The 14,083-nt window shown below is 38.1% G+C and carries 11 protein-coding genes; 6 read left to right on the top strand and 5 right to left on the bottom strand.

Features of this window, described 5'->3' with window-relative positions; translation table 11 throughout:
* Positions 1-173 precede the first annotated feature (173 nt).
* Both K8089_RS11110 and K8089_RS11105 read left to right on the top strand, forming a co-directional pair.
* Complete coding sequence (locus tag K8089_RS11110) at positions 174-512, top strand: tellurite resistance TerB family protein (protein ID WP_237603364.1); 339 nt, start codon at positions 174-176, stop codon at positions 510-512.
* Positions 500-1,018 (top strand): nuclear transport factor 2 family protein, encoded by a 519-nt coding sequence (locus K8089_RS11105; protein WP_338149252.1) that lies wholly within the window; start codon positions 500-502, stop codon positions 1,016-1,018. The genes K8089_RS11110 and K8089_RS11105 overlap by 13 nt, the downstream gene beginning before the upstream one ends.
* Here the strand turns inward: K8089_RS11105 and K8089_RS11100 are convergent.
* Positions 1,015-1,632 (bottom strand): L-threonylcarbamoyladenylate synthase, encoded by a 618-nt coding sequence (locus tag K8089_RS11100; RefSeq protein ID WP_237603362.1) that lies wholly within the window; start codon positions 1,630-1,632, stop codon positions 1,015-1,017. The genes K8089_RS11105 and K8089_RS11100 overlap by 4 nt on opposite strands.
* 158 nt (positions 1,633-1,790) lie before the next feature.
* Complete coding sequence (locus K8089_RS11095; protein WP_237603361.1) at positions 1,791-4,109, bottom strand: ATP-dependent helicase; 2,319 nt, start codon at positions 4,107-4,109, stop codon at positions 1,791-1,793.
* A gap of 163 nt (positions 4,110-4,272) precedes the next feature.
* Here K8089_RS11095 and K8089_RS11090 point away from each other — a divergent pair, with 163 nt between their 5' ends.
* Both K8089_RS11090 and K8089_RS11085 read left to right on the top strand, forming a co-directional pair.
* Complete coding sequence (locus K8089_RS11090; protein WP_237603360.1) at positions 4,273-5,889, top strand: FMN-binding glutamate synthase family protein; 1,617 nt, start codon at positions 4,273-4,275, stop codon at positions 5,887-5,889.
* Between the two features lie 66 nt (positions 5,890-5,955).
* The gene (locus tag K8089_RS11085) at positions 5,956-6,480 is read left to right on the top strand and encodes a DUF7935 family protein (protein WP_237603359.1); all 525 of its coding nucleotides are present in this window, start codon (positions 5,956-5,958) and stop codon (positions 6,478-6,480) included.
* A 19-nt stretch (positions 6,481-6,499) separates the two neighbouring features.
* Here K8089_RS11085 and K8089_RS11080 read toward each other — a convergent pair whose 3' ends face one another.
* The 3 genes from K8089_RS11080 to K8089_RS11070 form a co-directional block, all read right to left on the bottom strand.
* A complete protein-coding gene (locus K8089_RS11080) occupies positions 6,500-7,414 on the bottom strand; it encodes a patatin-like phospholipase family protein (protein WP_237603358.1) in 915 nt (304 codons plus the stop codon).
* Entirely contained in the window at positions 7,411-9,489 is a 2,079-nt protein-coding gene (locus tag K8089_RS11075) for a M1 family metallopeptidase (protein WP_237603357.1), read from the bottom strand. The genes K8089_RS11080 and K8089_RS11075 overlap by 4 nt, the downstream gene beginning before the upstream one ends.
* A gap of 90 nt (positions 9,490-9,579) precedes the next feature.
* The gene (locus tag K8089_RS11070) at positions 9,580-11,157 is read right to left on the bottom strand and encodes a T9SS type A sorting domain-containing protein (RefSeq protein WP_237603356.1); all 1,578 of its coding nucleotides are present in this window, start codon (positions 11,155-11,157) and stop codon (positions 9,580-9,582) included.
* A gap of 195 nt (positions 11,158-11,352) precedes the next feature.
* Here K8089_RS11070 and recG point away from each other — a divergent pair, with 195 nt between their 5' ends.
* Both recG and K8089_RS11060 read left to right on the top strand, forming a co-directional pair.
* Entirely contained in the window at positions 11,353-13,482 is a 2,130-nt protein-coding gene (recG, locus tag K8089_RS11065) for an ATP-dependent DNA helicase RecG (protein WP_237603355.1), read from the top strand.
* A 150-nt stretch (positions 13,483-13,632) separates the two neighbouring features.
* The gene (locus K8089_RS11060) at positions 13,633-14,004 is read left to right on the top strand and encodes a hypothetical protein (RefSeq protein ID WP_237603354.1); all 372 of its coding nucleotides are present in this window, start codon (positions 13,633-13,635) and stop codon (positions 14,002-14,004) included.
* Positions 14,005-14,083 lie beyond the last annotated feature (79 nt).

Raw genomic sequence — 14,083 nt, 5'->3', positions numbered from 1 at the left:
AACAATTAACTCAATAACCCAATCCGGGAAAGGTCTTAAAAAGTAGCGCATAAAATAAAAGGCCGCCTAATTAGTTTTTAGACGACCTCTTTTTGTTTTCTGAAACAATCACATATTTGCGAAGCTTTTTGTATCTTGTATAGCGTATAAATCAATACCAAAATTGTAGAGAAATGGACGAATTCACCACCACTTGGACCCACGAAGAATTAAAAGGCTATATGTTGTTGTATTGCGCCCACGCCGATTTTAGTGTCTCGAAAGAAGAAAAGGAATACATTAAATCGAGAGTGGGAGAAAAAAAATACCACAAAATTTTAAAAGAATTTGAAGATGACAACGATTATCAACAAATTCAAAAAATAAATGCTGCCATAGAAAGGTTTGAATATTCTAAAGAAGAAATAGATGAAGCCTTCCGAAGTATAAAAAAATTGTTCCTCGCAGATGGCGAAATGGACATTTTAGAACAAAACATCTATCGTGGCTTAAAACATTTATTGAAAAAATAACGCTCAATTTTGAAGCCATTAGCAAAGAACAATTAAATATTATTGAAAAATTCTACAGTGCCTTTGCAGATTTAGATGCCGCGCGCATGACCGAATGCTATCACGACGCTATAGTTTTTGAAGACCCCGCTTTTGGCGTGCTGCAAGGCGAAGCTGCCAAAAACATGTGGCGCATGCTTTGTAAATCTCAAAAAGGAAAAGATTTTAGAGTAATAGCCTCAAACATTGAATATACACCCCAAGGTGGAAAAGCCCATTGGGAAGCTTTTTATACTTTTAGCAGTACGGGCAGGAAAATTCACAATGTTATAAATGCTACTTTTAAAATTGAAGACGGGAAGATTATAAATCATAAAGATAGTTTTAATCTTTACAATTGGGCAAAACAAGCCTTGGGTTTAAAAGGGTTTTTTCTTGGCTGGACTCCTTTTTTCAAAAAACAACTCAACAAGCAAACACTATATTTACTTTCCGAATTTCAGAAGAAACAAAAAAGTGACATTTAAAGTTCCAAACTTCCTTTTCCTTCGCGAATTATCTCTGGCTCTAACCCCGTAAGATCAACTACCGTTGATGCTATGTTGCCGCCGTAACCACCATCAATTACTAAATTTACAAGGTTGTCCCATTTTTCGTGAATGAGCTCTGGATCGGTGGTGTATTCAATTACTTCATCTTCATCTTTTATAGAAGTAGAAATTATTGGATTACCTAGTTCACGCACAATTGCGAGCGTTATTGCGTTATCTGGCACACGAATACCCACTTCTTTTTTCTTCTTAAAAACAGTGGGTAGATTATTGTTTCCGGGTAAGATAAAAGTGTACGGACCGGGAAGATTTCGTTTTAATAATTTGAAAGTTGGTGTATCAATCTGCTTGACATAATCGCTTAGATTGCTCAAGTTTTCGCACACAAAAGAAAAGTTTGCTTTCTCTAATTTTACGCCGCGTAATTGGGCCACGCGCTCCATTGCACGGTTATTTTTAATATCGCATCCCAACGCGTAAACGGTATCGCTCGGGTAGATTATTACACCCCCCTCGCGAAGTATTTTTACAACGCGTTTTATTTCTTTCGGGTTTGGGTTTTCTTCGTATATTTTAATGAATTCGGCCATTACAGTAAATTTTATTTAAAGTTACTCGAAATTTAACAAAAATGAAATTTCCTGAAATATACTTTATGTAAAAACTGTTTTGCAGCCTACTTAAAATATGTAATAACGGCTTACTACTTTAAATTACCATTTACTGGAATATTTCAGAATAAATTAAATTATTCAAGCACTTTCAACTTTGCAAAACGAAGCAAAAGCTTTTTTAAACCTCCATTTTCAAAATCTATTTCGGCTTTGGTGTCTGCGCCCACGCCTTCAACTTTTAAAATTTTACCTTTTCCGAAGCGAACGTGCTCTACTATTGTTCCCTTTTCTAAGTTTGCATCTTTGGCGTTGAAGTTTTTATCTGTATCGCTAGCAACGGGTTTCAATCTTCGCAGTTTTCGAAGTTGCGCTTCCGTAGGGCCGGAGGGCGCTCTGCCAGCAACTGGTTTTTTTAATCTGAGTTTGCTGTGGTCTACCTCATCAAAAATATCGGCATCTAAAAGTGGTTTGTATCTGTTTTCGGTTATTGGCGTTAAGTATTCCAAAAAGCTGGCGTCAATTTCTTCAATAAAACGACTGGGTTCGGCATCAATTAATTTTCCCCAACGATAGCGCGATTGGGTATAGGTTAAATAGGCTTGTTTTTCGGCGCGGGTTAGCGCCACGTAAAACAATCTTCGCTCCTCTTCCAATTCGCTTCGTGTATTCATACTCATTCCGCTAGGAAACAGTTCTTCTTCCATTCCTACGATATACACGTACGGAAATTCCAAGCCTTTTGCCAAATGCACGGTCATCAATGCTACGCGATCATCATCGCCTTTGTCGCTATCTAAATCTGTTGCCAGAGCCACATCCTCCATAAATTCGGCAAGTGAGCCGGTAGCGTCTGCAAGTTCCTTTTGTTCTTCCACAAAATCGCGCATCCCGTTAAGCAGTTCTTCAATATTCTCAATTCGGGCTATCCCTTCGGGCGTGCCGTCTTTTTTTAATTCTTGAAGTAAACCTGTTTTTTTGGTAACGTGTTCAGTAATGGTGAAAGCGTCATAATTTTGGTTCAAAACCTGAAAACTTTCAATCATTGTTACAAAATCCTGCAACTTCGTTTTAGTTCCCGAATTAATCTTTAAATCAATTTTTTCAATGTTTTTCATCACCTCAAAAATTGAACGGTTGTAATGGTTTGCAGCCACAATCAATCGCTCCATTGTAGTGCCGCCAATGCCCCGGGCAGGATAGTTAATTACGCGTTTTAGCGCCTCTTCGTCTTTCGGGTTTAGTAACAACCTCATATAGGCCAATACATCTTTAATCTCCTTTCGTTGGTAAAAACTCAAGCCTCCATAAATTCTATACGGAATGTCTTTTTTTCGAAGTGCATCTTCAATAGCGCGGCTTTGCGCATTTGTTCGGTACAAAACGGCAAAGTCGCCATCGTGTAATTGATGGTTCATTTTATTTTCAAAAATTGAACTTGCAACAAATCGGCCTTCGTCGCCATCGGTCATCGTTCGGTTTACCAGAATTTTATTGCCTTCATCATTTGCGGTCCAAACTACTTTTTCGAGTCGCGTTTTATTTTTTTCTATTAAGGTATTTGCTGCGTTTACAATATTTTTTGTGGAGCGGTAATTCTGTTCTAATCGAAACACTTTTACCTCGTCGTAATCTTTTTGAAAATTTAAAATATTGTTGATGTTCGCCCCGCGGAAAGCGTAAATACTTTGGGCATCATCGCCCACCACGCAGATATTCTGAAATTTATCTGAAAGCGCGCGGACAATTAAATACTGGCTGTGGTTGGTATCTTGGTACTCATCCACCAAAATATATCGGAAACGGTTTTGGTACTTCGCTAAAACTTCCGGAAAACGGGTAAGCAGCTCGTTGGTTTTTAGCAACAAATCGTCAAAGTCCATTGCTCCAGCTTTAAAACATTTGTCAACATACGATTTGTAGATATCGCCCAAACGCGGCATTTTCGCCATTGCATCGGCCTCCATTAATTCAGGATTGCTGAAGTATGCCTTTACGGTAATTAAACTGTTTTTATACGAAGAAATGCGCGAGTAAACCTGCTTGTATTTGTACACGTCCTTATCGAGGTGCATTTCTTTAATAACCGCACGAATAACGCTTTGCGAATCCTGTGTATCGTAAATTGTAAAGTTTGAAGGGTAGCCCAGTTTATCGGCTTCAAACCGAAGTATTTTCGCAAAAATACTGTGAAAGGTTCCCATCCAAAGATTCTTCGCCTCGCTGGAGCCAACAATTTGCGAGATACGCTTTTTCATCTCGCGCGCTGCTTTATTGGTAAAGGTGAGCGCCAATATATTAAATGGATCCACTCCCTTAGACATTAAGTAAGCAATGCGAAAAGTAAGCACCCTAGTTTTGCCAGATCCCGCCCCAGCAATTACAATCATAGCGCCATCTTTTTGCAGTACTGGTGCTAGTTGAGCTTCATTAAGTTGTTCTAAATATTTTTCCAAAACTTCATTATCTTCAAGCTGTGAAAATAACCATTATGAAGCATTTATAGGAAGTGATTTTGGAAAAAATTATAAACAAATATTTTGTTTGTGAAGTAACTTTTATCCACTAACAATTTTCAAAAACCATATATTTTTAAATATCTTTATAAAAAAACTATATATGAATTCTGTCTTGTCTTTTCTATCCCAAATTCCTTGGTGGGGTTGGGTTTTAATTTTCTTAGTGCTCGTAGTAATTCGCGACATATTTTTCAATAAGCGCCACACCATTAGCCATAACTTTCCGCTTATTGGGCATATTAGGTATATGCTGGAAAGCATCGGGCCAGAACTGAGGCAATACATAGTTGCTAATAACCGTGAAGAACTTCCTTTTAACCGCATTGAACGTGGGTGGATATACGCTTCGGCGAAAAACGAAAACAACTACGAAGGTTTTGGAACAGACCGCGATATCTATGAGCCAAACTATATTTTCATAAATAATTCATTGCTTCCATATAAAGTTGAAAAACACAATCCCAACTATAAAAATCCGTATTTTTTACCGTGCGCCAAGCTTATGGGTGGGTTTCATAAACGCCGCCGTCCGTATCGTCCTACTTCAATTATCAATGTTTCAGCAATGAGTTTTGGTTCGCTTTCGGCGCGCGCTGTAGAGTCCTTAAACAAAGGGTGTGCTATGGCGTATGCTTACCACAATACAGGTGAAGGTGGGCTTTCCCCCTATCATAAAACGGGAGCGGATGTTGTATTTCATTTTGGCACTGGGTACTTCGGGGTGCGAGATGAAGACGGAAATTTCTCCATGGAAAAAATGGTGAAACTTGTAAATGAAAATCCACAAGTGCGCGCTATTGAAGTAAAACTTTCGCAAGGCGCAAAACCCGGAAAGGGAGGCGTATTACCGGGTTCAAAAATAACGGCGGAAATTGCCGAAATTAGACACGTGCCCTTAGGCAAAGATGTACTTTCCCCGCCAGATCATTCGGCTTTTAAAGGAATAAAAGGTTTAGTAGAATTTGTGGAAAGCATTGCCGAAGCAACGGGATTACCCGTGGGAATTAAATCGGCTGTTGGTCGTTTAAACGAATGGGAGGAGTTGGCGAAAATAATGAAGGATACTGGCAAAGGTCCCGATTTTATTACCATTGACGGCGGTGAAGGCGGTACCGGTGCTTCGCCTCCAAGCTTTGCAGATCACGTATCGTTACCATGGCTTTACGGTTTTGCTGAAGTGTATAAAATCTTTAAAAAACACGACATCTGCCATCAAATAGTTTTTATAGGAAGTGGAAAGTTAGGTTTCCCTGCCAAAGCCGCGATGGCCTTTTCCATGGGTGCCGATTTAATAAACGTGGCACGTGAGGCTATGATGAGCATTGGCTGTATTCAAGCGCAACTTTGCCATACAAATAAATGCCCCAGTGGGGTGGCAACACAAAACAAATGGTTGCAACGCGGTATAAACATTGAGGACAAGTCTGTGCGGGCACATTTCTATTTTAAAAACTTCAGAAAAGAATTATTGGAAATGACCCACGCCTGTGGTTACGAGCATCCGTGCCAGTTTACAATGGATGATGTAGATCTTACAGTGGGCGACAAAAATTTAATTAAAACCTTATCGCAATCGTTTATGTATCACAAATGCGCGGTACCTTTTGAAAGTATGAAAGCACTTTCGCAATGTGAATATCTGGGTGGAAATTTCCACGAAAAAGAAGCCAAGAAAGAAGTTAAAGCCATGAAGAAAGAGAATAAAGTGCGATATTGATTTTTACAAAACTGTATTGTTAAAACGCTGTAAACACCTTAAGTTTGTTCACTATTAAAAAAATCTATGGAAGAAGCAACCCAAGTTATAAGTTACGTAGCCTACCTTTTGCCCGCAATAGTTGTAGGGATAATCGCCTACTTTTTCTTTAAAGGCCATACCGCCAACGAAGAAGGCCGAAGAAGGTATCTAATTCAAAAAGAAGCACAAAAACAAGTTTTACCGCTTCGTTTACAGGCTTATGAACGCATCACTTTATTTTTAGAACGCGTTGATCCCAAAAAGCTGCTTATTCGTGTGAAGCCTTTTTCAGATTCAAAAGACGATTACGAAAAATTACTGGTGAAAAATATTGAACAGGAATACGACCATAATTTAACCCAGCAAATATATATTACTCCCGAGTGCTGGAATTTGGTAAATGCTGCAAAAAATGCGACAATCCATATTATTCGGCAAGCGGCAATGAACGAAAAAAACGGCGATGTAGTTAAAATGCGCGAATGGTTATTGCAACATTTTATGGAAGAAATTTCGCCCTCACAAAAAGCAATGGCCTACGTTAAAAAAGAGGTTAGCGAGCTTTTTTAAGCTTGCATTAAAACTAGAGTTAATCGTCGTGTGTACGAATTTCGTTGAGCTCGTTGTTTTTATGATCGGCGTATTGATACCCAAGCTCCCACCATTTAGTCATCATTTTTTTATCAAAAATTAAGGAGTTGGTCGTCAAAACCGTTGGCGTATAATACAGGTTAATAATAACGTCTTTATTAGTTGCTACAAATTTACCAATTCGAATATTTTGTTTTTCAATTCTGTCTGCCATATAATTGTGCATATTGGTAAGCAACGAAAACACATTTTTTGAAGGAAGTCGGTTGTAATAAGTGATTTCGGTTTCCAAAATAATTACGTCTATACTTGTGGCACCTCTATTTATAGCCTCTTCAATAGGCACCATACTTCCAAAACCGCCATCGGCATATTCGCAACCATCTTTTTTTACAAGGCTCATAAATGGCGTGTAGTTTGAAGAAATCCAAATCCAATCTAAAAAATCTTCGTATTCAAAATCGTTTACAGATTTGTATTCCACTTGATTTAAGGAGAGGTTGGAAACCGTTACAACCACTTCTTTTTCTGAAGCTTTCAAAATATTAAACTCTTCTTCGGTTACGGTTTTACCTATTAGTTTTCGCAGGTTTAAACTTTCACCAAAGGTTTTTTTACCTTTTATAAAATTCCGAAGTACCGTGGAATGGCTAATTGCAATCTGTTTTCCACCAAATTTATCTTTCTTTATTACAAACGGACAACTGTTAAATATACTCTTTTGATTTACTGAAGTATAAACGTTTTTAATCTTTTCAACTTTATCTAAAGCCAAGTGCGAAATGAGTAAACTGCCGGTAGATGTGCCCACAAAAAGATCGTATTTATAGTTCAGTTTTTGAATTAAATACTGTGCCACGCCGCCTGCAAATGCGCCTTTACTTCCACCGCCCGAAATTACCAATGCTCTCATTCTTTTAGTATTGAATTTAAATAATTAGCCGCTTTACTAGATACTTGTCTGCCCAAAACCTTCAGCTGTTCGTGGTATTTTTTATCCTGAAGCAAGTTGTTTAAAAGCGCTTTTGAAGATTTTGCAAAACGCCACGTAGGGTGAACACAGGCTTCGGCCAAATTTTTCAGCGTTTCTAAATCCCAAAGTTGCAATTCGTTTACATAATTGAATGCCTTTTCACGGATTTCGAAACTGTAAGTTGTGGAAGTGTACCTTTTCAATTCATTTAAATAATTTTCTTTTTTTAAATTCTCATACCCGTCAGTTATCAATGCCAAAGCCAGCCACAACTGCCTAATATTTTTATTCTGAAAACCTTCAATACCTTTTGTTTGGTTAAGATAATCTGTTCTTTTTTCAGGAAAATGTGTCCATAATTGATACAAAGCAGATTCCATTGTTACGTACGATTCGTCTTTTAACAGACTTTCATAGTCGGTTTGAAGCACTTTCGGAATGGTTTGCAGCGAAAGTGAAATAGCTTGCCGCACATATAGATTATTACTTTCAAAAGCATTTTTATAAAGCGGAAGCGTTTCAGAAAGTGGTTCATCTATCAATTGATAAACCGCTTCTTGCCCAATAAAATCGTTCGGAAAAGTCAGTGCGTTTTTTAACTGATTTTTTTTAGCAGAAAAAGGAGTCGCCCGAAGCGCAGAAATTTCAAAATACTGATTTATAAAAGACGATTTCAATAATGATTGATAAGCATCTTCCGCCTTAAAAGCCGATTGATACAACCAATCTTCTTCCCATTGCGTAATATCTACAAAAGTAACAGCTCGTACTTCGTCCAAAAAGTCTTCCGTAGTAACATTATAAAATTGATACTTTAAAAGATAATTCGCTACGGCCAAATTAAACGTATCTTCGCCAAGCAACTCCTTTAAAATATGCAACGCCCACGCTCCTTTTTGATAAAATGTTAGCGAACTCGCTTTCGGATTTAAAAGCGATTCCCCTTTGCCTTCATCGCTCATTGCCTTTAATTGCTCGGCGGTTTGGTACAATTGCCAGTAATAATAATCATCGCCAAAAACGTCTCTTTCCGCCAGCAGCGCGTAATAAGTCGCAAAACCTTCCTGTAACCAATGATGCTCGTTTGCCGATGCGGTAACCAAATTTCCAAACCATTGATGCGCCAATTCGTGGGCGTTTACATTTATGTAATTTCTATCGTTAAAACCAGTGGAATCCACCATAAAAGCTTCGGAAAAAAAAGTGGCAGTGGTATTTTCCATTCCGGCATACAAAAAATCGCGTACGGGAACTTGCTTGTAATTTTGCCACGGATACGGCACGCCTATTTCAGTTTCTAAAAAGTCGAAAATCTGTTTGCTGTAACGATATGTGGGTTCAACTTTTAGGGAATCTTTCGGTTTATAATACAATTCAATTGGAATTCCTGAATTTGAAACGAGATCCTTTTTTTTGAAATCGCCTATGGCGAAGGCGACGAGATAGCTGGACATTGGGTTTTTCATATTGAAACGCCACGTATTTACTTCGTGTAAATTAGTGAAATCAATTAATTTGCCATTTGCAATTACAACTTTATCTACTGGCGCTAAAAACTGTAAATCGAATTCAATTTTATCGTTTACATCGTCCATGCTGGGCAACCAATGCGACGTATATTTACCTTGTCCCTGAGTCCAAATTTCATCACCGAAAAAATAGAGGGTTTGTTTCGGCTTCATTTCATAATAAAAATCTGCTTTGTAAGTTTCCCCTGCGATAAAGTCACCAACAAACCAAACCTTTTTTTCATCGGAAGTTATTTTGAAATTTTCAGTTTCAATATCATTAATTTGAATATTTATTGCATCCATAAAAATGGAATCCGTTTCTTTTAAAATCTTAAAAGTAGTTAGAAATCTTCCTTCAATTTTCTTTTCAATAGCCACCGTACCAAGTGAAGCCTCAATCTTCAAAAAATTTACAACATCAGTCTGCTGTGCCTGCAACTTAATGGTTGCCACAAATACAAAAAATAGCAGAAATAGGATTGTCGAAAATCTTCGTTGCCACATAGTAGACTTCAATTTCAAAAAATAAAGCATAAAAAAAGGTTATTCTTGAATATCAAAAATAACCTTTTTAAAAGTCTATGAAATATTTTTCTATTCTATTATAATTCTTTTCACACCTGTTCCGTAAGAATTTTCAAGATTGATGAAATAAACACCGTTTGAAAGGCTGGAAACGTCGAAAGAATAATTGTTCAATTCGGCAACCGAATTAAAGTAATACGCCTTTACAGATTTGCCGTCAACCGTATTAATAGTCAAGCGTGATTCAGTTTCAGGGTATTTCGTTTTAATGTGAAAGATGCCGTTTGAAGGATTCGGAAACACCGAAATATCGTAAACCTGTGTGTTATCTATACTATTCACACCCAAAATATTACCGTAAACCATTGGGTTGTTACTATGGTTAATAATGTGCGTATCTACGTAATAGATTGGGTTGTAACCATCGTTACAATCTGGGCAAGTTTGCCCCGAAACACAATCGGGATTGTTTGGGTGACAAAAATCTTGATACGAAGGATGAAATCGGTAGTCTAGATTAAAAGTAGTTCCTACGTATTGTGAAAAATCGTAAATATGCGGTGGCGAAATGGCTCCTGGGCACCAACCTGAACGGTTATACTGCCACGTCCCCTGCTGCTCTGTACAATTGTCTGGATTGGGATTACAGGAATTGAAAAGATGCTGCTCAAAAGTTTCAACACCGTCAATATCAAAATAGTGATAGGCATTAAAAAATTCTGCTGCGTTTGCAGTGTTATTAGCGCCCCAACCGTGACCCGTGTTTGAAACACGTAAATGCGAAGCCTCAACCTGCGCAGGAATATCTACACTAAAAGTTTCAACGGGTTGCAAGTTTGCAGGATCGCCAAAGGCGTAACCGTCGTCCCAAACTTCCACAACGTTACTGTAAGCGTATTGTGGCGCGCCAGCGGTATATTCTGTGTCTAAAGTAAGTTGCCAGCCTCCGGTGCCCCAAGTGTCAATAAAAACGCGTATTTCTACTTCACCTTGTAGCAGCGACGAATAATCAGTAACATTTAATTGGTGATTGCATCCTACACCAAAAGGGGTAATGTATCTAATTAACTGAATCCAGTTGCCATCTGGTGCTTTTACATCTATAAAAGCCCAACGGTCCCAGTCGTCGCAACCTCCGGAAATATTTGGGCATTCCACTTCCAAAAAAGCGTTCAAATCGTTATAAGCGCCCACAAATTGTGGAAAGGTGTGCGTGCCGTAATACCAACGGTCGTTTTGACCGGTAAATTCAATTACCACATCTTCCAAGCTTCGCACTACTTGTGTCGTTGCGGTATCATTTACGGTAATATTTCGGGTAAGTGTAGTTTCATCGCCGTCGGTTGTTTTCGCGGTAATTACAATTGTATGCGCTCCGTAATTAGCTGGAGTCCACAAATAGTAATAAAAACCTGTTTCAGCTACTGCGGGGTAATCTGTGCCGTTAATGTTTACAATTACTTCCGAAATACTATCGGGCGAATCTACCGAAGCATTCATATAAATAGGGTACGGTTTTAAAATGGGCATTTCAAGGGGGTAATCTTCCGTTAGCCTCGTTGACAGCTCCGGTGTAGCCAGTGCAGCCGCAAATGCCGGAACTTGGAGTATAAACGTTAAAACAAATAAAAAGTAGCATTTTTTCATCTCTAAATAGTGTTAGGTTTTAAGGAAGTTGAAATGTCTAAAAATACTTCCAAAAATTAGTTTATGTTTTGTGATGGACATTTCATGGATTGGAATGATTAAATTAGCCAATATTTTAACAAATATATCTTTTATACTACATTAGTTGTAATCTTGGATGAAATTTTTATTCCGAATAAAAAACAAGTTAGTTTTATGAATGCCAATTTTTTGCAAACTCCAATAGATTACTTAAAAGGCGTTGGCCCAAATAGAGCGAGTCTACTGAAAAAGGAATTGGGCATTCACACTTTTCAAGATTTGTTGAATCTTTTTCCGAATAGATATTTAGACAGAACACAATACTACAAAATTGGCCAATTACAGCAAACTAATGCCGAAGTACAAATTGTGGGAAAAATTACCCACATTAAAACTGTAGAACAAAAACGTGGTAAACGATTAGTTGCAACTTTTATTGATGAAACAGGAAGCATCGAATTAGTTTGGTTTCGCGGTCAAAAATGGATTCGCGAAAATTTAAAACTGAATGTTCCCTATGTAATTTTTGGAAAAACAAATTATTTCAACGGCAGTTTTTCTATGCCACATCCCGAAATGGAATTGCTCGAGGCACACGAAAAAAGTATTCGTTCGGCGATGCAACCCGTGTATCCTTCCACCGAAAAATTAGCCAATAGCGGCATCACAAATAGGGTGATAAATGGGCTGATGCAGCAGCTGTTTTTAGAGAGCAAAAACAACTTCGCCGAGACCCTTTCAAAACCACTTTTAGAACAGTTAAAATTGGCCTCAAAAAAGGAGGCACTTTTCAACATACATTTTCCAAAAAGTCAGGTGCATTTAGCACGAGCACAATACCGATTAAAGTTTGAAGAATTGTTTTATATTCAACTGCAATTAATAAGAAAAAACCTCATCCATAAATCGAAGATTAAAGGTTTCACTTTTGATAAAATAGGGCACAACTTCAACACCTTTTTTAATGAACATTTACCCTTTGAATTAACCAACGCACAGAAGCGGGTAATCAAAGAAATTCGCAACGACTTGGGAAGCAACGCACAGATGAATCGGCTTTTGCAGGGCGATGTGGGTTCGGGGAAAACAATAGTAGCGTTAATGTCAATGTTAATAGCACTTGATAACGGTTTTCAAGCGTGTTTAATGGCACCGACTGAAATTTTGTCAGTCCAACACTATAATGGATTATTAGAATTATGTAAAAACCTGAACACCAGCATCGAGTTATTAACTGGTTCAACTAAAACTTCAAAGAGACGCGAAATTCACGAAAAGCTAGAAAATGGCGAATTAGACATCCTAATTGGTACTCATGCCCTACTGGAAGAAAAGGTAAAATTCAAAAATTTAGGGCTTGCAATTGTGGATGAACAACACCGTTTTGGCGTAGAGCAACGCAGCAAATTATGGCATAAAGGAAGCCCCTCTGGGGAGGTTGGTGGGGCTATTCCCCCACACATCCTAGTTATGACAGCCACCCCCATCCCACGCACCCTCGCCATGAGTGTTTATGGCGACTTGGATATTAGTGTAATTGACGAGCTTCCGCCGGGCAGAAAAGACATAAAAACTGTGCACCGTTTTGATGCAAATAGACTGAAGGTTTTTCGCTTTATAAAAGACGAAATTTTAACGGGCAGACAGGTGTATATTGTGTACCCTTTAATACAAGAAAGTGAGACCATGGATTACAAGGATTTGATGGACGGATACGAGAGCATCGTACGCGAATTTCCGTTGCCAGAATTTCAGGTTTCCATCGTTCACGGACAAATGAAACCTGCCGACAAAGAATACGAAATGAACCGGTTTATAAAAGGTGAAACACAAATTATGGTAGCCACAACTGTAATTGAAGTTGGCGTAAACGTACCAAATGCCAGTGTAATGATTATTGAAAGTGCGGAACGTTTTGGACTTTCGCAATTACATCAATTGCGCGGAAGAGTTGGTCGCGGTGCAGAGCAGAGTTATTGCATTTTAATGACTGGCCACAAACTTTCGGCAGATGCAAAAACACGTTTAGAGACCATGGTCCGCACGAGCGACGGTTTTGAAATTGCCGAAGTAGATTTAAAACTTCGCGGCCCCGGCGATTTGATGGGCACCCAACAAAGTGGCGTGCTAAACCTTCGCATCGCAGATATTGTAAAAGACAGTGAAATATTGAAAATTGCCCGTAGCTACGCAATGCAAACCCTAAAAGCAGACCCCAACCTTACTGCGGAAGAAAATATTCCTATTAAAAATACGTATGCGCAGCTTGTGAAGTATCGGAATATTTGGAATTATATTTCGTGAAAAAAAAATAATTTGGAAACTGTTAAAATCGTATTCTAAAATTGCTGCTTTTGATTACATTTGAAAAAAGTTAAACACAATTATAAAAATATTTAAAATAGTATTTATTCGAATCTTTATAAACCGTAAATATTCTAAATAGAACACGCTATGAAAAACCTTAAATTACTAAAAACAAGCATCTTATTTTTTGTTGTAATTGCCGTAATAGCGTGTAATGACGAGCCAAAAGACGAGAAGCAAACAGTAGATTTAACTGGCGAGTGGCGCCGAAGCGATTTTAACGATGAGTTTGATTACAGACTAACTTTTCACGCCGATAATAGCGGTATTAAAATTCAACGTGAGGGAAATGATACCCAAGGTATTTCCAGCGCCGTTACCTTTGAGTGGGCGACAGACCAAAATATATTAACACTCAATTTTAATGGCGAAATTGAAACTACACAATATTCCATTAATGAAGACGGACATCTTCTTTTAAGCGATATTTCTGACTTTTATTTCACCAGAATTAAATAGTAAATCGCAGTATTTTCATCTTAAAATAACAAGATACCGCAGCTATAATTACCTCTCCCGATTAAAAGAAACCTGAATT

It is taken from the genome of Aequorivita vitellina (assembly GCF_022008365.1).
Classification (GTDB): Bacteria; Bacteroidota; Bacteroidia; order Flavobacteriales; family Flavobacteriaceae; genus Aequorivita; species Aequorivita vitellina.
This window is presented reverse-complemented; position numbering and strand designations above follow the sequence as displayed.

Bases quoted from the DNA above. Each gene is read 5' to 3' on its own strand.
- K8089_RS11110 (WP_237603364.1), top strand. From the start codon at position 174: ATGGACGAATTCACCACCACTTGGACCCACGAAGAATTAAAAGGCTAT.
- K8089_RS11100 (WP_237603362.1), bottom strand. From the start codon at position 1,632: ATGGCCGAATTCATTAAAATATACGAAGAAAACCCAAACCCGAAAGAA.
- K8089_RS11090 (WP_237603360.1), top strand. From the start codon at position 4,273: ATGAATTCTGTCTTGTCTTTTCTATCCCAAATTCCTTGGTGGGGTTGG.
- K8089_RS11085 (WP_237603359.1), top strand. From the start codon at position 5,956: ATGGAAGAAGCAACCCAAGTTATAAGTTACGTAGCCTACCTTTTGCCC.
- K8089_RS11080 (WP_237603358.1), bottom strand. From the start codon at position 7,414: ATGAGAGCATTGGTAATTTCGGGCGGTGGAAGTAAAGGCGCATTTGCA.
- K8089_RS11075 (WP_237603357.1), bottom strand. From the start codon at position 9,489: ATGTGGCAACGAAGATTTTCGACAATCCTATTTCTGCTATTTTTTGTA.
- K8089_RS11070 (WP_237603356.1), bottom strand. From the start codon at position 11,157: ATGAAAAAATGCTACTTTTTATTTGTTTTAACGTTTATACTCCAAGTT.
- recG (WP_237603355.1), top strand. From the start codon at position 11,353: ATGAATGCCAATTTTTTGCAAACTCCAATAGATTACTTAAAAGGCGTT.
- K8089_RS11060 (WP_237603354.1), top strand. From the start codon at position 13,633: ATGAAAAACCTTAAATTACTAAAAACAAGCATCTTATTTTTTGTTGTA.